Origin of the sequence: Sulfitobacter mediterraneus (assembly GCF_016801775.1) — a bacterium.
GTDB classification, from domain to species: domain Bacteria; phylum Pseudomonadota; class Alphaproteobacteria; order Rhodobacterales; family Rhodobacteraceae; genus Sulfitobacter; species Sulfitobacter mediterraneus_A.
The window spans coordinates 738,122-754,112 of record NZ_CP069004.1; the positions used below are offsets into that span (position 1 = coordinate 738,122).

Consider the following 15,991-nt stretch of genomic DNA (forward strand, 5'->3'; position numbering starts at 1 on the left):
GGGCGCTATGACAGCGCCCCTTTCTTCATCCGCCTCACTGCCGGTCGTCCGCCTTTTGCCAAAGGCCAACGCCCGTGCCATCCGCCACGGCTTCCCTTGGGTCTATGCCAATGAAATGGTGTTGGACCGCCGGACCAAGAAACTTGACCCTGGCACACTGGCCCGTCTCGAAGATGACGCCCGCCAGCCTATGGGGCTGGTTTCGGTCAATCCGACGTCAAAGATCATTGCGCGGATGCTGGACCAAAACCCGGATGCGGTGATTGATCAGCCATGGTTTGAGGCGCATATCGCCCGTGCGCTGGCCCTGCGTTCGCAACTCTTTGATGCCCCGTATTATCGCTTGATCCATGCCGAGGCTGACGGGTTGCCCGGTGTGATCATCGACCGGTTTGGCGACACATGTGTGGTGCAGCCCAATGCCGCATGGGCCGATGCCCTGCTGGAACCGCTTTGTGCGGCGCTGACATCCGTAACCGGCATCACCAACATCTTGAAAAACGCAGGCGGGCGCACGCGCACCCTTGAGGGGCTGGACGATGTCTCTGCGGTTTTGACTGGCGCAGCACCCGAGGCGGCGCTGCCGGTGCCGATGAATGGCGCCACCTATATGGCGGACCTGACCGGTGGCCAGAAAACCGGCCTGTTTTACGACCAGCGGCCCAACCATGCTTTTGCCGCCAACCTCAGCAAAGACGCGCGGGTTCTGGACGTTTTTTCCCATGTTGGAGGATTTTCTCTGGCCGCTTTGGCCAATGGTGCGGCTTCTGCACTGGCGGTCGATGGATCCGCGCCCGCGCTTGCGCTGGCCGAGGCTGGTGCCAAAGCCATGGGCGTGCAGGACAAATTCAGCATCCGCCAGGGCGATGCCTTTGACACCCTGGCCGCCCTGCGCAGCGAAGGGGCACAGTTTGATGTGGTGATCTGTGATCCGCCCGCCTTTGCCCCATCGCGCAATGCGCTTGAGGCCGGATTGCGGGCCTATGAAAAGATCGCGCGTCTGGCCGCGCCATTGGTGGCTGAGAACGGCGTTCTGGCCCTGTGTTCCTGTTCGCATGCGGCGGATCTGGCGCAGTTCCGGAATGCATCAGTGCGCGGCATTGGCCGTGCCGGACGGCGGGCGATCATGCTGCACACCGGTTTTGCCGGACCGGACCACCCGCAGCTGCCGCAACTGGCCGAAAGCGGCTATCTGAAATCGTTGTTCTTCCGCCTGTGAGCGCCCCGCGCATCCTGATCGACACCTGCGTGCTTTACCCCACGGTGATGCGCGAGGTGGTGCTTGGGGTGGCGGCATCAGGCGTGTTTGAACCGATCTGGTCAGCGCGTATCCTGGAAGAATGGGCCCGCGCCGCGATCAAGCTCGGCCCCGAAGGCGAGGCGCAGGCCCGCGCGGAGATTGCCCTGATCCGCGCCGCCTGGCCAAAGGCCGAACGCCCCGCAGCCCCCGGCCTCGTAGCCCGGTTATGGTTGCCGGATGCGGACGACATTCATGTTTTGGCAGTCGCGGTGGATGCCGGTGCCGATATGATCATGACTTTGAACGCCAAGGATTTTCCGCGCGGCACCTTGGCCGAAGAGGGCATTGATCGGGTCGATCCCGACAGCTACCTGATGCAGCTCTGGCCCGAACATGATGCCGCCATCCGCGTGGTTTCAGAGCGCATACTGCAAGCCGCGCAGCATATGTCTGGCCAGGACTGGGATATGCGCGGGCTGATGAAAAAAGCCAGGCTGCCGCGATTGGGCAAGGCCCTGACCACTTAGAGACAGTATGCGAATTACCGATCCGCCTTGTCCCAACGTGCTTCAAGCTTGCGCAGGGCCGCGATACGCTCGGCGGTTTTGGGATGGCTCAAAAGCCAGGCCGGCGCCGTGCCGTGATTGGATTGGGTCAATCCTTCCAGCTTTTCAAACAGGGAAATCTGCGGACCAACACCGATCCCCGCCTTCGTCAAAAGCGCGGCGGCATAGGCGTCCGCCTCGTATTCGTCGCCGCGCGATAACCGCGCCGCCAGAAGCGTGGTTAACATATTGGCAATCCAAACCCCTGCAAACGGGATAAACCGGCCCAGAACCATCGCCAAAACCGTGCGCATGGCGTTTTGCCCGGAAAAATCAATCATGCGGCGGCGCGAATGGCCAAGTGCCACATGCCCCAGCTCGTGAGCGATCACACTGGCCAGTTCTTCGGCTGTCACCTCTCCTGCACGGAACCTGTTGTAGAAGCCGCGTGTAATGAAAATCCGGCCATCCGGCGCGGCCAGACCGTTCACCGGATCAATCTCGTAGATGTGCACCTTGATCCGCGGCAGATCGAGCGCTTTTGCCATCCGGTCCGACATGTCCTTGAGCGCAGGATCAACCAAAGGGGTGGAGCGTGCGTCGAGTTCCCGCGCGGTGCGCCAAGCGGAAAAGCGATACATCGCAAGGGCATAGGCCACGGCCAGAAGGATGGGTAAAACGCGGATCATAGCATCAATATGGGGTGCGCGGCGCGACGGGCAAGGGCGTCTGGGCCGCTACCACGTTACCGGCACCGAGGTTGGCCCGCGAAACGCCCAGCCGGCAAAGGGTACGGGTCCGGCAAGCCGCAATTGTGGAAACCGCTCAAGGATCATTGGCACGGCGTAATGAGCCACCAAGCTGCGCGAGGCCGCAGCACCGGCGCAGAAATGCGGGCCAGCGCCGAACGGGATAGCGGCAGAGGTATCACGGGACAGATCAAATTGATCCGCATTGGCAAAATGGTCTTCGTCCCGGCAAGCCGAGCCAAACATCAAGAACACCCGGTCACCTGGCTCAAACGTCACGCCCGCAACAGTGTCGCGCCGCGCCACCATGCGCGGGGCCATCTGGATGGGCGCAACAAGCCGCGCATATTCGGAAAACGCATCCGACAGTGTGGCATCGCCGGATGTGATCAGGGCGCGTTGATCCGGATGGGCAAGCAAAGCCCATAGCAGGCCCGCAATGGCATCACGCGGCTCATTCTGGCCGCCGCCAATGATCACCTTGATATTGGCCGCGATGGAGGGCAGGGGCATTTCAGCCCGGTCGAGTACACTCAGGATCGAGGGATCAGGCACAGCGCGGACCTGCGGCAAACATTCCGCAATCGCGTCATCCACACGGGTTGAGGCAGCAAGACCGGTCGCCTCGATTTGCGGGTTGGCCGCATAATTGGCAATGGCATCAATCATTTGCTGGCTGGCGCTGTCCATCTCCTCCGGGGTCATGCAGGTCAGCCCAGTCATGGCGCACAGCGCGGCACCGGACACCGGCATGGCAAAATCGCGAACCAGATCGCAGCCGCCCAGAGGGGCCAATTGGTCCAGCCGCGCAGTCACGATCTGTTCAAACTGTGGCGCCCAGTGATCTGCCACGGTGCGCGGGCTGAGCGCGGGAAACAACGCACGGCGTTCCTGCCCATGCGGCTCGCCATCACGGCGCATCATGTTCAGGCCCATGATCTGTTCCATCAACCCGCCCGGTTGAACCGATGAAAACACCTCGATCCGCTTTTCCTCGCGGTGAATGTCGTCGCGCCGGGTCAGCAGGGTCGCGCCCAGTTCAGGTACAAAGGTGATCGGCGTTTTGGCCCGCATCTGCGCCAGCACCGGATAGGGATCAGCGGTAAACGCGGCGGGGTCGATATGGGTGACGGGGGCATTGGACATGGGCCAAGCCTAGTGTGCAACAGCAGGGGGGCCAAGGGGCAGTATACGCTTAAAAAGCCCCTAGCGGGTCAATTCCTTGATCCCGCGTGACAGCCCCTCAAGGGTCATGGGCACCATAGCGTCAGGTCCGAAAATCTCTTGGATCATCATGATCGACTGGGTGTATTGCCAGTATTTTTCGGGCACCGGATTGATCCAAAGGCTGCTTTTCCACTGCTCGCGCACGCGGTTGAGCCAGACCGAGCCTGCCTCGGCATTCCAATGCTCATTGGCGCCGCCGGGATAGGCGATTTCATAGGGCGACATCGATGCGTCACCGACAAATATACATTTATAATCAGGCCCGTAAGTGTGGAGGATGTCCATCGTGCTTTCCTGGGCATCCCAGCGGCGACGGTTGTCGCGCCACACACCTTCGTAAAGACAATTGTGAAAATAGAAATGTTCAAGATGTTTGAACTCGGCCTTGGCCGCCGAGAACAACTCTTCCACAACCCGGATATGCGGATCCATGGAGCCGCCCACATCGAGAAACAGCAGCACCTTGACCGCATTGCGCCGTTCCGGGCGGGTTTTCACGTCAAGGTATCCATGTTCGGCGGTAGAGCGGATCGTACCGTTCAGATCAAGTTCCTCATCCGCGCCGTCCCTTGCCCAGCGGCGCAGTCGTTTCAGGGCCACTTTGATGTTGCGGGTGCCCAGTTCAACCGTGTCATCGAGATTGCGAAACTCGCGTTTGTCCCAAACCTTGACCGCTTTTTGGTGGCGGGATTCCTTCTGTCCGATCCGCACCCCTTCGGGATTGTAGCCATAGGCACCAAACGGCGAGGTGCCAGCGGTGCCAACCCATTTGTTGCCGCCCTGATGACGGCCTTTTTGCTCTTCCAGCCGCTGTTTGAGGGTCTCCATCAACTTGTCAAAGCCGCCCATGGCTTCGATTTCGGCCATTTCCTCGGGGCTCAGATGCTTTTCCGCCATCTTTTCAAGCCACTCGCGTGGGATATCAACGGCCTCCAGTACATCGTCGAAGCTGATGCTCTCCAGCCCTTTGAACGCAGCGGCGAAGGCCTGATCGAATTTGTCGATGTTGCGTTCGTCTTTGACCATGGAAATGCGTGCGAGGTAGTAGAACGCCTCAACATCATAGGTTGCCAACCCCGCAGACATCCCATCCAGAAACGCCAGAAACTCACGCATGGACACCGGCACCTTGTGGCGGCGCAATTGGTCGAAAAAGGGCAAGAACATCGGGTTTGCCTCAGAAGATCCAACGGTCTACCAGGACCGTCAGAACCAATCCGATCAAAGCAAAGGCGATGCCCGCACTGGCGGCATATTGTGCGATATCCTTGCGGTTTCCGCCGCGTTTCTTGGCCGTCAAACCGCCATAGATGGCACCCAGGATGCCAAAAACCAAAAAGATCATAACTGCTTGCGCCCCGCGTTTAACCTTTGAGCGGGCTCAGCGATGCAATCTCGCGCAGCTTGGCCCGCACTGCCCAATCTGGGCCAAAGCCGTATCGCGCCCAGCCGATGCTGTCCAGCCTGACGCTGCGCGCTTCGCCAGGGCGGCCCTCCAGTTCAAGCGCTTCGGCCTTGAGCAACAGGCAGGTGGCCAGCAGTGCGGCATTTTCACTTTGGCGGGCGACCTCGATGTGTGGTGCGATGATCCGCAAAGCCTCGGTGCCGCGCCCCTGTGCGATGGCATAGGCGGCCAGCTGCGTTGCGACATAGGCGCGGTGCAGCGTGGTGCCGGGGCTGGCGGCATAATATCCGTCTGCGATCAGGTATTGATGGTGCGCCCGATCCGGTTCTGTGGATTGTAACACCCGGCCCATGGCATAATGCGCAAAAGCGCGGCGATGATCCTGCCACCCCATCGCCGTGGCGATGCGCACGGCCTCACGGGCGGCCGCATTGCGGCGGGCCGCTGGGGTGCCGCGCCCCAATGCCGTTTGGATCGCCTTGCTCCAGCCTTGCGGTGTGCGTGTGGCATAACGGGCCGGCAGGGCCGCGCCCTGTGGGTTGTTGCGGGCCAGAATGGCGGGCAGGGCGCGGGCCACTTGCCCGCGTGTCATGCCAGACCGCAATGCCGGATCATAATAGGTCCGCAGGATCAGCATATCAAAACCGGTCAGAACCGTATGCACATTGTCATCGTTGAAAACGCTGTCGGGCAGACGATAAAGATCATTCAGTGGGCCAAGCGCCTGCGCCAGTTCCTCGTGCAGGCAATCGCGCACCTCTTGCGGGCTGACGTCATTGGGCAAGAAAATTGCAAGCTTTTCGCGACTTTGCAGCGCGGTCCAATCGGTTTTGGCCTTGCGGCGGGCGCCGCGGTATTCACTGAGAGATCGCACGTTGGGCGCCACAAAACAGGCCGCTTGCGGCAAGATCCGGTGAATATCGGCGCGGCTCACGGCCTCGATGGTGATATTGGCATCGCTGCGTGTGGTATAAGAAATGTCGATCCCCGCCTCATTGCGCAGCCGCGCCATCAATTGCTTGAGATCAGGGCCAAGGGTTGCAGGCGGCTTGCCGGTGACGCGCAGGGTGATCGGGGTTTCGAAACGGGTCAGAACCGGCAGTTGCCGTCCACTTTCCATCTGGAAGGACAGCTCAATGAAATCAATTGCCAGATCGCGGTTTGACCGTATCGGCGCGGCCGGACGGGTGGCGGCAAAGGTCTTCATCGGGGGCAGGGTGCTTTGGGCAAATTGCGCCCGTGTTGGCATGTCGCTCTGCGCTGCGGGCACGCAGGCGCTCAGCAACATCACAAGTGGCAGGGCAAAACGCGGGGTCACAGGCGATGCCCCGCAGCCGCGCAAGAAAGCGCCCAAACGGGCCGCAGAAAACGGGAAAAGAACGCGCAGTTGGGTGCTGCGAATGGGACTGTCATCTCTGCCTGCTGCCCTATGCTGAGCCTTGAGTGTCAGGTCCGTGCCTGATCTTTCCTCCTTGGTAGAGGGCAAATAAGGCAAATCTTGGGCAATTGGGGCAGAAACAGAAACAGGCTCCCGAAGGAGCCTGCTATTTGGGTCCAGGAAAGCGTGGAAATTACCGTTGCGCCCGCGCCATAAAGGCCAGCCGTTCAAACAGATGCACATCCTGTTCGTTCTTGAGCAAGGCCCCATGCAGCTTGGGCAAGGCGCTTTTGCCGTCAGATTTCAAATCCTCTGCATCCATATCCTCGGCCAACAACAGCTTGAGCCAATCCAGCACTTCGGAGGTAGACGGCTTTTTCTTCAGGCCTTGCTGATCGCGCACTTCATAGAACTGGGTGAGCGCGGTGGTCAGCAGGCTTTCCTTGATGCCCGGATGATGTACTTCGACAATCTTCTTGAGGGTCTCGACGTCAGGAAACTGGATGTAGTGGAAGAAACAGCGCCGCAGAAACGCGTTGGGCAGCTCTTTTTCGTTGTTTGACGTGATGATCACAATCGGCCGGTTGACCGCCTTGATGGTTTCGCCCGTTTCATAAACAAAGAACTCCATCTTATCGAGTTCCTGCAGCAGATCGTTGGGAAATTCGATGTCGGCCTTGTCGATCTCGTCGATCAAAAGCACCACTTTTTCGCCCGCCTCGAAGGCCTCCCAAAGCTTGCCCTTACGGATGTAATTCTTGACGTCATGCACACGCTCATCGCCCAACTGGCTGTCGCGCAGGCGCGAGACGGCGTCATATTCATAAAGACCCTGCTGGGCGCGTGTGGTGGATTTGACGTTCCATTCGATCATCCGCAGGCCCAAGGCAGATGAGACCTGCCGTGCCAGTTCGGTTTTGCCGGTGCCCGGCTCGCCCTTGACCAAGAGGGGACGCTCAAGCGTCACGGCCGCGTTCACGGCAATCTTGAGGTCATCTGTCGCGACGTAATCGGCGGTGCCCTGAAATTTCATATTGCTTTTCAACCCTCTGTCTTGCGCAAAAACTGCCCATGCCTTTAACCAAAATTCCAAGGGATTGTGTAGTGACAATCGCTGGTTGCTCAGGTAGACGCTGCGGCAGGACGAGATCTCGGGGAGAGAGAGTCTTATATGCCAGGACTAAAAACTGTTGAGGGACATACGATGAAGCAGGAAGTTTTCCTGCCGGATGACTATTCTCCGGCTGAGGACGAACCGTTCATGAATGACAGGCAGCTTGAGTATTTTCGGCGCAAGCTGCTGACCTGGAAATCGGAGCTGCTGGCTGGCAGCCGCGACACCATCGAAGGGCTTCAGGACGGCACACGCAACATTCCAGATGTGGCAGATCGTGCATCGGAAGAAACAGACCGGGCGCTGGAATTGCGCACACGGGACCGCGCACGCAAACTGGTCGGCAAGATCGACGCTGCTTTGCGCCGCATTGATGAGGGTGAATTTGGCTATTGCTCTGTGACGGGCGATCAAATCTCGCTCAAGCGTCTGGACGCACGGCCCATCGCGACGATGAGCCTTGAAGCGCAGGAAAAACACGAGCGCCGCGAAAAAGTGCACCGCGACGATTGATACGATTGATCCCCTAATCAGGGTCTGAAATAGCAAGCGCCGGGGCGGGAACGCTTCGGCGTTTTGTTTTGGAGAACGATGTGAAGCACACAAATGCGATTGTGATCGGCGGCGGCATTGGTGGGCTTGCCGCGGCTGCGGGTTTTGCCCGGCGCGGGGTGGCGGTGACGCTGCTCGAACAGGCCCCGCAGATTACCGAAGTGGGCGCAGGACTGCAGATCAGCCCCAATGGCATGGCCGTTCTGCGCGCCCTGGGGCTTGAACCCGGCTTGCGCCGCCGCGGTGCGGTCAAAGGCCGGGCGGTGGTGTTGCACAACGAGGCCGGCGCACAGGTGGCGCGGCTGGACCTGACCCGCCTGAAAAAGGGGCAGGAGTATATGTTCCTGCACCGCGCCGATCTGGTGGATGTGCTGGCCGAAGCTGCCAAACGCGCCAATGTGACGTTCGAACTGGGCGCTCAGGTCGCCTCGATCCGCCCCGGCGAGACCCCGACCGTGCAGATGGTCGATGGCAGCACCCGGCGGGCCGGTACATTGGTAGCCGCGGACGGCATCCATTCCGTAGCACGGCCCCTGCTGAATGGTGAGGATCAGGCGTTTTTCACCGGGCAGGTGGCCTGGCGCGCGGTTGTGCCCAACCACTGCAATCACCCCGATGAGGCGCATGTGCATATGGGCGAGGGGCGGCATCTGGTCAGCTATCCGATGCGCGATGGCAGATTGATCAATCTGGTTGCGGTCGAAGAGCGCGACGATTGGGCCGAAGAGGGCTGGCACCATCCTGACGATCCGGCCAACCTCCGCCGCGCCTTTGATGGCTTTGCGGGCCGCGTGCCAGAGATGCTGGCGGCGGTCACGCAGGTCAACCTCTGGGGGCTGCACAGACACCCGGTGGCGCAGAAATGGTACGCACAGAACGTTGCGATGTTGGGTGATGCCGCACATCCCACCCTGCCGTTCTTGGCGCAAGGGGCCAATATGGCGCTGGAAGATGCATGGGTGCTGACCGATGCGGCAATCAAGGGTGGCAACTGGATGGCGGCCTATCAAAACCGCCGGATGGCGCGGGTGAAAAAGGTGATCGAGGCAGCCAACAGCAACGCATGGCGCTATCACCTCAAGCCCGGCCCAATGCGCGGTTTGGCCCATCTTGGGCTGCAACTGGGCAGCAAATTGGCCCCGTCACGGATGATCGGGGCCTATGATTGGCTCTACGGCTATGACGTGACCAAAGACGCCTGAAGGGGCGGCGGCGGGCCTATTTTGCCCGCTGCAACATCCCGAACAGGTCGCGCGGATCATCCGGGTCTGCAAGAAGATCCAGGGGGTGGAACAGCCCGGTTTCTTCAATCTGGTCGCGCACATAGCGCAACGCCGAAAAATCCTCGATGGCAAAGCCGACGCTGTCAAAGAGGGTGATCTGTTTGTCGTCGCTGCGGCCCTTGGCCTGACCGGTCAGAACCTGCCAGATCTCCGTGACCGCGTGATCAGGTCCAAGCTGCTGGATCTCGCCTTCAATCCGGGTCTGTTCGGGATATTCCACAAAGATTTCAGACCGATGCAGGATCGCCGGTGCCAGTTCTGTCTTGCCGGGGCAATCGCCGCCGATGGCGTTGATATGCACACCGCTGCCGATCATGTTATCGGTCAGGATGGTCGCATATTGCTTGTCCGCGGTGCAGGTGGTGATGATCTGTGCGCCCAGCATCGCCTCTTCGGCGGTCTCACATGCCACAACCTTGAGGCCGGACCCGGCAAGGTTGGCGGCGCATTTGGCGGTCGCGGCCTTGTCGATGTCATAAAGGCGCACTTCGTCGATGCCAGCGATGGCCTTCATGGCAAGGCTTTGAAACTCCGATTGCGCGCCATTGCCGATCATCGCCATCACATGCGCACCCTTGGGTGCCAATAACCGCGCCACCAGCGCCGACGTCGCCGCCGTGCGAAGCGCTGTCAAAATGGTCATCTCGGTGAGCAACACAGGATAGCCGGTCGCCACATCCGCCAAGAGGCCAAAGGCCGTCACGGTCTGCAACCCGTCCTTGGTGTTGGACGGATGCCCGTTCACGTATTTGAAGCCATAGACATCGCCATCGGAGGTCGGCATCAGCTCAATCACACCCTTTTCAGAATGGCTGGCCACGCGCGGGGTTTTGTCGAACAACTCCCACCGTTTGAAATCGGATTCAATATAGTCGGAAATGCCGGTCATCATCTGCTCGACACCGATGTGGTGGATCAGCTTCATCATGTGATCGACAGATACGAAAGGCACCAGGGCCTTTTCGGAGGGTTCTAGCGTTGTCATGGGTAAACCTCTTATTTTATTGGGTGCGGCGGGACAGGTGCAGACCGGCGATCATGCACCGCACGGACCCGCCTGCGGTTTCAATTGTAGGTATGTTCAAGGGCACAATCCGCGCGGATTCTGTGATACGGGCGACCTGATCTGGCTCCAGCGCGGCAAAGGCGCGCGCCGAAAGGGCAAGGATCAAACCGTCCTTGCCTTCCAGCTCGATCGCATTGCCGGCAAAGGCGGCGATCTGCGCCTCGCTCAGGGCAATCACGTCACGTCCGGTCTCGGTCAGCCTGTCTTTCACCATGGCGCGGCGGTGCGGATCGGTGATCATCTCAAGGCCGACAAGCGCCACGCGCGTTCCCACTGCCATCAGCACATTGGTATGATAGACCGCCGTGCCTTTCGCATCAGCGGCGTCAAAGGCGATCGGCTCAAAGTTGAAGTTGGTGCAGAACCGTTCCAGCAGCACCGGATCGGCGCGTTTGGACCGGGCGACGTAAGCCACACGCCCGATGTGATCCAGAACCATCGCACCGGTGCCTTCAAGCGCCAGATTGTCATACTCAAGACCCGAATAATCAATGATGTCCTGCACCCGGTATTCGGATTTGAGCATTTCGATCACGTCCCAGCGCCGCTCGCGGCGGCGGTTGGCCGCATACATCGGATAAACCGCTACATGGCCGCCTGCATGGCTCGAGAACCAGTTGTTCGGAAAAACGCTGTCCGGTGTGTCTGTGCCGGTGTCGTCGAAATCATGCACAGCGATGCCTTGCCCCCGTAGAGTGCCGACCACATGGTCAAATTCGCCGCGGGCCAATGCGGCCACATCGCCCGCACTGTCACTTTGATAGGCATTATCCCCCCGTGTTTCCGGGTTGGACCGGAAATGATGCGGACGGATCATCACCACCGACTTGGGGGCTTGGACAAACATCTCAGAACGCGCGTGTCGGACGGTCAAAGACACGGCGCCCAAGGGCCGATGCGGCCAGATCCACCATCAGGGACGCGGTGCGCCCGCGTTCATCCAGAAACGGGTTCAATTCCACCAGGTCAAGCGAGGTCATCAAGCCGCTGTCATGCAGCATTTCCATGACCAGATGCCCCTCACGGACGGTTGCGCCGCCCGGAACCGTGGTGCCAACCGCCGGTGCCACGGAAGGGTCAAGAAAATCCACGTCCAGCGAGACATGCAGCAGCCCATTGGCCGCGGCAACCTTGTCCAGAAACGCGGCCAGAGGGCGCGCGATCCCGCTTTCGTCAATCTCACGCATGTCGACATGGATAATCGACGTATCTTGCAGGGCAGCCCGTTCCGCCGCATCCACAGACCGCAACCCGATGATGGCCACGTTTTCCTGTGGCAGTGGGAGGTCGATCACGGGAAAGCCATCAAACCCTTCGCGCCCGGTGACATAGCCCAGTGGCGTTCCGTGCAAATTGCCGCTGTCGGTGGTGTGGGGCGTGTGAAAATCGCTATGCGCATCCAGCCACAGCACAAATTGCGGACGATCCACAGTTTTGGCATGGCGCATCACGCCCAAAACCGTGCCCAGTGCCAGCGCGTGATCGCCGCCCATAAAGATCGGCAAGCCGTCTTTCATGGTGGCTTCCGCCGCATCGGCCAAGGCTTCGGTCCATGCGATGGTTTCTTCGAGGGCAACCAGTTTGGGATGTTCTTTGGCCACATAGGGGGCAGGGGCCACGTTGCCCCGGTCGCTGACCTCGTGACCCAGATCACGCAGCGCTTCGGCCAGACCCGCCGTGCGGTAGGCGTCCGGTCCCATCAGGCAACCCTTGCGCCGCTTGCCGCTGTCCATCGGGGCGCCGACCAAAATGCAATGTTGTTGTGTCATGGGAAGATCCTCAATCTGTGTTTGTCTATTCATATCTACCAAAAGGATGCATCGACAATTGATCAAACTGGCCGTATTGAGGGGTGATTGTTCGTTTTGGAAGGTAAGTATGGACGAAGTGGATCATCGCCTGATCGCCGCGTTGCGGCATGACGCCCGCAGATCATTGTCTGATCTGGCGGCGATTCTGGATCTGTCGCGGGCCACGGTGCGGGCCCGCATTGCACGGCTCAAGGAACGCGGCGAGATTGTCGGTTTTTCCGTGGTGACGCGGGCCGATGTGATGCATGACCCGGTGCGCGGCCTGATGATGATCGAAATCGAAGGGCGCGGTGCCGAACGGATCACCCGTCAGCTGTCCTCCATGCCAGAGCTGCGGGCGGTGCATTCCACCAATGGCCGCTGGGATGTAATTGTCGAGATTGGCACCGAAACGCTGGAAGGGTTCGACGGTGTGCTGTCGCGGATTCGCAAACTTGATGGCGTTGTGGCCAGCGAAACAAGCCTGCTGCTCAAGACCAAAAAATCCGGTTGACGGTCAAACGGTGCGGGCGGCCTTGACCCAGATCGCGGTCAGGGCAAAGGCAATCAAAGCGTTCCAGCCCGCCATCGACAAACCAAACAGCGACCAAACCACCTCATCACACATCACCATGCCCAAAGGCGCATCCAGCGACAGCAGCGCCGATCCGTCCATGCCGCCCATGTCCATGCCGCCACCCGTACAGCTGGATGGTCCAGGCCAGAAGCCCCATTCGACACCCGCGTGATAGGCCCCGATCAAGCCGGTGGTCAGCGCCGCCAAGGCACCAAGCCAAGCCAGAAAGCGTGGTCCGCCAAGCAGCAAGATCACCCCGATCAGCACCGCCGCCGCATGGGGCCAACGCTGCCACAGGCACAGTTTGCAGGGCGCCAGCCCGCCAATATGTTGAAAGCCAAAGGCCCCGAGAAGCAGGCCGGCAGAGCCCAGCGTGGCCAGTAAAATCAAACCATTACGTGTCATAGATACCGCACCGCAAAGAAACCGGCCAACAACAGGGCCACGGCCAGAGTGAACATCAGACCCAGCCGCCGTTCAATGAAATCACGGATCGGTGCGCCAAACTGCCACAGCAATCCGGCGACTATGAAAAACCGCAGGCCCCGTGCCAGGATCGAGGTGACGATAAAGGTCGCCAGCGGCATCCCCGTCCAGCCGGACATGATGGTGATGACCTTGTAAGGGAAGGGCGTCACACCCGCCGTGAGCACCGCCCAGAACCCAAGATCGTTGAACCGCTCGGAGAATTCGGCCATCGCGTCGGCCTTGCCCAGCGCGCTCAGGATCGGCTGGCCCAATGTCTCAAACGCCAGAGCCCCGATCGCATAGCCCAGCAAACCGCCCAAGACAGAGGCAAACAGCGCCACCGAAGCAATCAACCAGGCCCGCCGCGGCCGCGCGATGATCATCGGGATCATCAGAATGTCCGGCGGGATCGGGAAAAACGAACTTTCGACAAAGGCGACCACAAACAACGCCCAAAGCGCATGAGGATGTTCCGCAAGGCTCAGGGTCCATTGATAAAGACGTTTGATCATCGGTTGTGCATCCCTTCGTTGCCCCTGCAACACCACGGCAGACGGGCGCGGTCAAGGGCTGGGCAAATTATCCCAAGAATTACCCTTGCCCGCACCGATGATGCAGGCTAAATCGGCGCTGTGCCCAAGTGGCGGAATGGTAGACGCAGGGGATTCAAAATCCCCCGCCGCGAGGCGTGCCGGTTCGAGTCCGGCCTTGGGTACCACATTCTCTTGCAAGTCTTGAACTTGCGGGGAGATGGCTCCGCAAAATAGTCTGAAAAGGTCGATCTGACAGTGGTGTGCCGAACCCGAAGGGCCGCTGACCATCGTCCGAATTGCGGTTTCCAATAATGTTGCGAGGTGACGGATCGGTCAGACTTCATTTTCAGTTCTAGCGTCGGATGTGTGGACGGAGCGACTGTTCCATCAAGTCGTTTGTGCCGTTAATGGACCCGCCAATTTACCGTCAGGGAGCTGATGGCCACAACTGGCACATAGCTTGGCCTTTGGTGATCTGAAAGGGTGTTTGCACTTTGGACAAAGCGAGCCGTACAAAGCCATCCGAACAGGCCAAATTTGATCTGGATGGCTTAACCGGACACCGGTTAACTGCTCATACTTATCAAGCGCCTCTTGTCCAACGTCTTCTTTCTCAAGGGCTTCCTTGAGACCACAACTATGCGCCTCCCGATATTTTTTTAATGCGCTCAAGACGGTTCATCGCAAAAGGCTCGATAACCTCCCACTCATCTTCATTCAACAATGTCACCGTATCACCGATCAAGTATGAATATGTCGAAACAGACACTGACTTTCCTTTTGAATACGGTCATTACAAGGCGGGTTAGGTGTGTATCAAATATGTTGTGACTGGCGATTGATGTAAACAAGGGCTCACAGCCGACATTTGACCAATTCAGTAGATCTTCCCGACTGGTAAAGATCCGAGAGCGCAAAAGGAGTATGGCGCATGAGACTGTGGGCGCCGATCTGCCCGGTATTGTTCGTTCTGGCGGCCTGCCAAGCGCAGAAAGCCAGTGATCAATGCAGCGAGAACGTCACTGTAGACCAAAAAAACCGCCTGATATCGCTTGTGTGGCCAAAAGCCAAACGAATAGAGGCGTCCAGCGATCCTGACTATGATCTGGCAAAGCATCTGGATGGTTACGATATGCATTTCTTGAATTGTAACCAGAGTTTCCGGGTGGTTTTTTCTCCAATACAGAATGAAGACGTGGTGATTGTGGGATGGAAATCGACCTTTGTCGTTGACAGGAATGAGTCCTCTATCCTGGATTACTATCAGGAATAGTTGAGAGAGGCGGCCCCAGGAGCGTCGGGAAAGCGGAAGCGCAGCGGTTTGCGCGGCTGGCTGGACTTTTCTGATGTGAAACACAAATGCGCAAGATTGCAGGGGCCGCAGCGCTGGGATAGCTACCGGCAAGGATGATCTGTCCAGCCTACGCAGATCGCATCTTTTTCTGACCAACTGGACTATGCCCGCCCATGATCGCCTATATTGGTCTATTCCTGTCCGCGTTGATCGCCGCGACGATCCTGCCGATGCAGTCAGAGGCAGTTCTGGTTGGGTTGCTCCTTGGTGAGGCTCATCCGGCGATGATCTTGCTGGTGGTGGCGACCGTCGGCAACGTGTTGGGTGCGGTGATCAACTGGTGTCTGGGGCGATACCTGCTGCGGTTTCGGGACCGGCGCTGGTTTCCATGTACAGAGGCCCAACTGGCCCGTGCGCAAAGCTGGTACAGGCGCTATGGACGTTGGTCGCTGTTGGGCAGTTGGCTGCCGATCGTCGGGGATCCGCTGACCGTGGCGGCGGGGCTGATGCGGGAGCCGCTTGGACCATTCCTGGTGCTTGTGACCATTGCGAAAGGCACGCGATATCTGGTTTTGGCGGTGCTCACGCTGGCGTGGGTCTGATTGCGGGCATCGCACGGGTGCCGAGATCTGAAAGTCGCCGCGCCCTGGCATGTCGCAGCCCATACAACTATCAGGATATGTCAGCCCGCGGCGCTACCCGCAAATTGCTGCTTTTGCACCTTAATCCCCCCGAAACGTGGGGGTACGGCCCTGAAAAACCATTAAATT

The 15,991-nt window shown here is 59.2% G+C and carries 18 protein-coding genes and 1 tRNA gene; 8 read left to right on the forward strand and 11 right to left on the reverse strand.

Translation table 11 applies throughout. From position 1 onward, the window contains the following. Window positions 1-7 precede the first annotated feature (7 nt). Window positions 8-1,219, forward strand: coding sequence for an RSP_2647 family RNA methyltransferase (locus tag JNX03_RS03570; protein ID WP_203211075.1), 1,212 nt, complete (start codon window positions 8-10; stop codon window positions 1,217-1,219). A 47-nt stretch (window positions 1,220-1,266) separates the two neighbouring features. After that, window positions 1,267-1,767 carry an RSP_2648 family PIN domain-containing protein gene (locus JNX03_RS03575; RefSeq protein ID WP_203212117.1) on the forward strand — a complete coding sequence of 167 codons (501 nt, stop codon included), beginning with the start codon at window positions 1,267-1,269 and terminating at the stop codon, window positions 1,765-1,767. A 14-nt stretch (window positions 1,768-1,781) separates the two neighbouring features. Here the strand turns inward: JNX03_RS03575 and JNX03_RS03580 are convergent, their stop codons facing one another. The 6 genes from JNX03_RS03580 to JNX03_RS03605 form a co-directional block, all read right to left on the reverse strand. Next, entirely contained in the window at window positions 1,782-2,474 is a 693-nt protein-coding gene (locus tag JNX03_RS03580) for a M48 family metalloprotease (protein ID WP_203211076.1), read from the reverse strand. Between the two features lie 48 nt (window positions 2,475-2,522). Beyond that, window positions 2,523-3,680, reverse strand: a complete 1,158-nt coding sequence (locus JNX03_RS03585; RefSeq protein ID WP_203211077.1) for a cytochrome P450 — start codon at window positions 3,678-3,680, stop codon at window positions 2,523-2,525. Between the two features lie 60 nt (window positions 3,681-3,740). Then, window positions 3,741-4,928: a vWA domain-containing protein gene (locus tag JNX03_RS03590; RefSeq protein ID WP_203211078.1), complete on the reverse strand. Its 1,188-nt coding sequence runs from the start codon at window positions 4,926-4,928 to the stop codon at window positions 3,741-3,743. 10 nt (window positions 4,929-4,938) lie between these two features. After that, window positions 4,939-5,106 carry an apolipoprotein acyltransferase gene (locus JNX03_RS03595; RefSeq protein WP_203211079.1) on the reverse strand — a complete coding sequence of 56 codons (168 nt, stop codon included), beginning with the start codon at window positions 5,104-5,106 and terminating at the stop codon, window positions 4,939-4,941. A gap of 19 nt (window positions 5,107-5,125) precedes the next feature. Then, window positions 5,126-6,454 carry a DUF2927 domain-containing protein gene (locus JNX03_RS03600; protein ID WP_203212118.1) on the reverse strand — a complete coding sequence of 443 codons (1,329 nt, stop codon included), beginning with the start codon at window positions 6,452-6,454 and terminating at the stop codon, window positions 5,126-5,128. A gap of 283 nt (window positions 6,455-6,737) precedes the next feature. Then, complete coding sequence (locus JNX03_RS03605; protein ID WP_203211080.1) at window positions 6,738-7,577, reverse strand: AAA family ATPase; 840 nt, start codon at window positions 7,575-7,577, stop codon at window positions 6,738-6,740. Window positions 7,578-7,715: 138 nt separating this feature from the next. On the opposite strand from JNX03_RS03605, the gene dksA reads away from it, so the two are divergent. Together dksA and JNX03_RS03615 are read left to right on the forward strand one after the other, a co-directional pair. Further along, a complete protein-coding gene (gene dksA, locus JNX03_RS03610) occupies window positions 7,716-8,171 on the forward strand; it encodes an RNA polymerase-binding protein DksA (protein WP_203211081.1) in 456 nt (151 codons plus the stop codon). A gap of 80 nt (window positions 8,172-8,251) precedes the next feature. Further along, on the forward strand, window positions 8,252-9,412 hold the full coding sequence (locus JNX03_RS03615; protein WP_203211082.1) for an FAD-dependent monooxygenase: 1,161 nt from the start codon (window positions 8,252-8,254) through the stop codon (window positions 9,410-9,412). Window positions 9,413-9,428: 16 nt separating this feature from the next. On the opposite strand, the gene JNX03_RS03620 is transcribed toward JNX03_RS03615, so the two are convergent. The 3 genes from JNX03_RS03620 to rocF are packed head-to-tail and all read right to left on the reverse strand — an operon-like array spanning window position 9,429 to window position 12,328. Beyond that, window positions 9,429-10,478, reverse strand: a complete 1,050-nt coding sequence (locus JNX03_RS03620; protein WP_203211083.1) for an ornithine cyclodeaminase — start codon at window positions 10,476-10,478, stop codon at window positions 9,429-9,431. Window positions 10,479-10,494: 16 nt separating this feature from the next. Then, window positions 10,495-11,406, reverse strand: a complete 912-nt coding sequence (gene ctlX / locus JNX03_RS03625; protein WP_203211084.1) for a citrulline utilization hydrolase CtlX — start codon at window positions 11,404-11,406, stop codon at window positions 10,495-10,497. A gap of 1 nt (window position 11,407) precedes the next feature. Next, a complete protein-coding gene (gene rocF, locus JNX03_RS03630; protein WP_203211085.1) occupies window positions 11,408-12,328 on the reverse strand; it encodes an arginase in 921 nt (306 codons plus the stop codon). 109 nt (window positions 12,329-12,437) lie between these two features. Between rocF and JNX03_RS03635 the strand changes: the two genes are divergently transcribed. Beyond that, on the forward strand, window positions 12,438-12,863 hold the full coding sequence (locus JNX03_RS03635) for an Lrp/AsnC family transcriptional regulator (protein ID WP_203211086.1): 426 nt from the start codon (window positions 12,438-12,440) through the stop codon (window positions 12,861-12,863). A gap of 3 nt (window positions 12,864-12,866) precedes the next feature. Here the strand turns inward: JNX03_RS03635 and JNX03_RS03640 are convergent, their stop codons facing one another. Together JNX03_RS03640 and JNX03_RS03645 are read right to left on the reverse strand one after the other, a co-directional pair. Then, complete coding sequence (locus JNX03_RS03640) at window positions 12,867-13,331, reverse strand: disulfide bond formation protein B (protein WP_203211087.1); 465 nt, start codon at window positions 13,329-13,331, stop codon at window positions 12,867-12,869. Then, on the reverse strand, window positions 13,328-13,906 hold the full coding sequence (locus JNX03_RS03645) for a YqaA family protein (RefSeq protein ID WP_203211088.1): 579 nt from the start codon (window positions 13,904-13,906) through the stop codon (window positions 13,328-13,330). The genes JNX03_RS03640 and JNX03_RS03645 overlap by 4 nt, the downstream gene beginning before the upstream one ends. 122 nt (window positions 13,907-14,028) lie before the next feature. Here JNX03_RS03645 and JNX03_RS03650 point away from each other — a divergent pair. The 3 genes from JNX03_RS03650 (at window position 14,029) to JNX03_RS03660 (ending at window position 15,823) form a co-directional block, all read left to right on the forward strand. Beyond that, window positions 14,029-14,112 (forward strand) — tRNA-Leu (locus tag JNX03_RS03650). Window positions 14,113-14,858: 746 nt separating this feature from the next. Next, a complete protein-coding gene (locus tag JNX03_RS03655) occupies window positions 14,859-15,200 on the forward strand; it encodes a hypothetical protein (RefSeq protein ID WP_203211089.1) in 342 nt (113 codons plus the stop codon). 194 nt (window positions 15,201-15,394) lie between these two features. Next, window positions 15,395-15,823 carry a YqaA family protein gene (locus tag JNX03_RS03660; RefSeq protein ID WP_203211090.1) on the forward strand — a complete coding sequence of 143 codons (429 nt, stop codon included), beginning with the start codon at window positions 15,395-15,397 and terminating at the stop codon, window positions 15,821-15,823. The last annotated feature ends 168 nt before the right edge of the window (window positions 15,824-15,991 follow it).

Bases quoted from the DNA above. Each gene is read 5' to 3' on its own strand.
- JNX03_RS03570 (WP_203211075.1), top strand. From the start codon at position 8: ATGACAGCGCCCCTTTCTTCATCCGCCTCACTGCCGGTCGTCCGCCTT.
- JNX03_RS03645 (WP_203211088.1), bottom strand. From the start codon at position 13,906: ATGATCAAACGTCTTTATCAATGGACCCTGAGCCTTGCGGAACATCCT.
- JNX03_RS03580 (WP_203211076.1), bottom strand. From the start codon at position 2,474: ATGATCCGCGTTTTACCCATCCTTCTGGCCGTGGCCTATGCCCTTGCG.
- dksA (WP_203211081.1), top strand. From the start codon at position 7,716: ATGCCAGGACTAAAAACTGTTGAGGGACATACGATGAAGCAGGAAGTT.
- JNX03_RS03575 (WP_203212117.1), top strand. From the start codon at position 1,267: ATGCGCGAGGTGGTGCTTGGGGTGGCGGCATCAGGCGTGTTTGAACCG.
- JNX03_RS03640 (WP_203211087.1), bottom strand. From the start codon at position 13,331: ATGACACGTAATGGTTTGATTTTACTGGCCACGCTGGGCTCTGCCGGC.
- rocF (WP_203211085.1), bottom strand. From the start codon at position 12,328: ATGACACAACAACATTGCATTTTGGTCGGCGCCCCGATGGACAGCGGC.
- JNX03_RS03585 (WP_203211077.1), bottom strand. From the start codon at position 3,680: ATGTCCAATGCCCCCGTCACCCATATCGACCCCGCCGCGTTTACCGCT.
- JNX03_RS03620 (WP_203211083.1), bottom strand. From the start codon at position 10,478: ATGACAACGCTAGAACCCTCCGAAAAGGCCCTGGTGCCTTTCGTATCT.
- JNX03_RS03590 (WP_203211078.1), bottom strand. From the start codon at position 4,928: ATGTTCTTGCCCTTTTTCGACCAATTGCGCCGCCACAAGGTGCCGGTG.
- ctlX (WP_203211084.1), bottom strand. From the start codon at position 11,406: ATGTTTGTCCAAGCCCCCAAGTCGGTGGTGATGATCCGTCCGCATCAT.
- JNX03_RS03635 (WP_203211086.1), top strand. From the start codon at position 12,438: ATGGACGAAGTGGATCATCGCCTGATCGCCGCGTTGCGGCATGACGCC.
- JNX03_RS03600 (WP_203212118.1), bottom strand. From the start codon at position 6,454: ATGTTGCTGAGCGCCTGCGTGCCCGCAGCGCAGAGCGACATGCCAACA.
- JNX03_RS03605 (WP_203211080.1), bottom strand. From the start codon at position 7,577: ATGAAATTTCAGGGCACCGCCGATTACGTCGCGACAGATGACCTCAAG.
- JNX03_RS03595 (WP_203211079.1), bottom strand. From the start codon at position 5,106: ATGATCTTTTTGGTTTTTGGCATCCTGGGTGCCATCTATGGCGGTTTG.
- JNX03_RS03655 (WP_203211089.1), top strand. From the start codon at position 14,859: ATGAGACTGTGGGCGCCGATCTGCCCGGTATTGTTCGTTCTGGCGGCC.
- JNX03_RS03660 (WP_203211090.1), top strand. From the start codon at position 15,395: ATGATCGCCTATATTGGTCTATTCCTGTCCGCGTTGATCGCCGCGACG.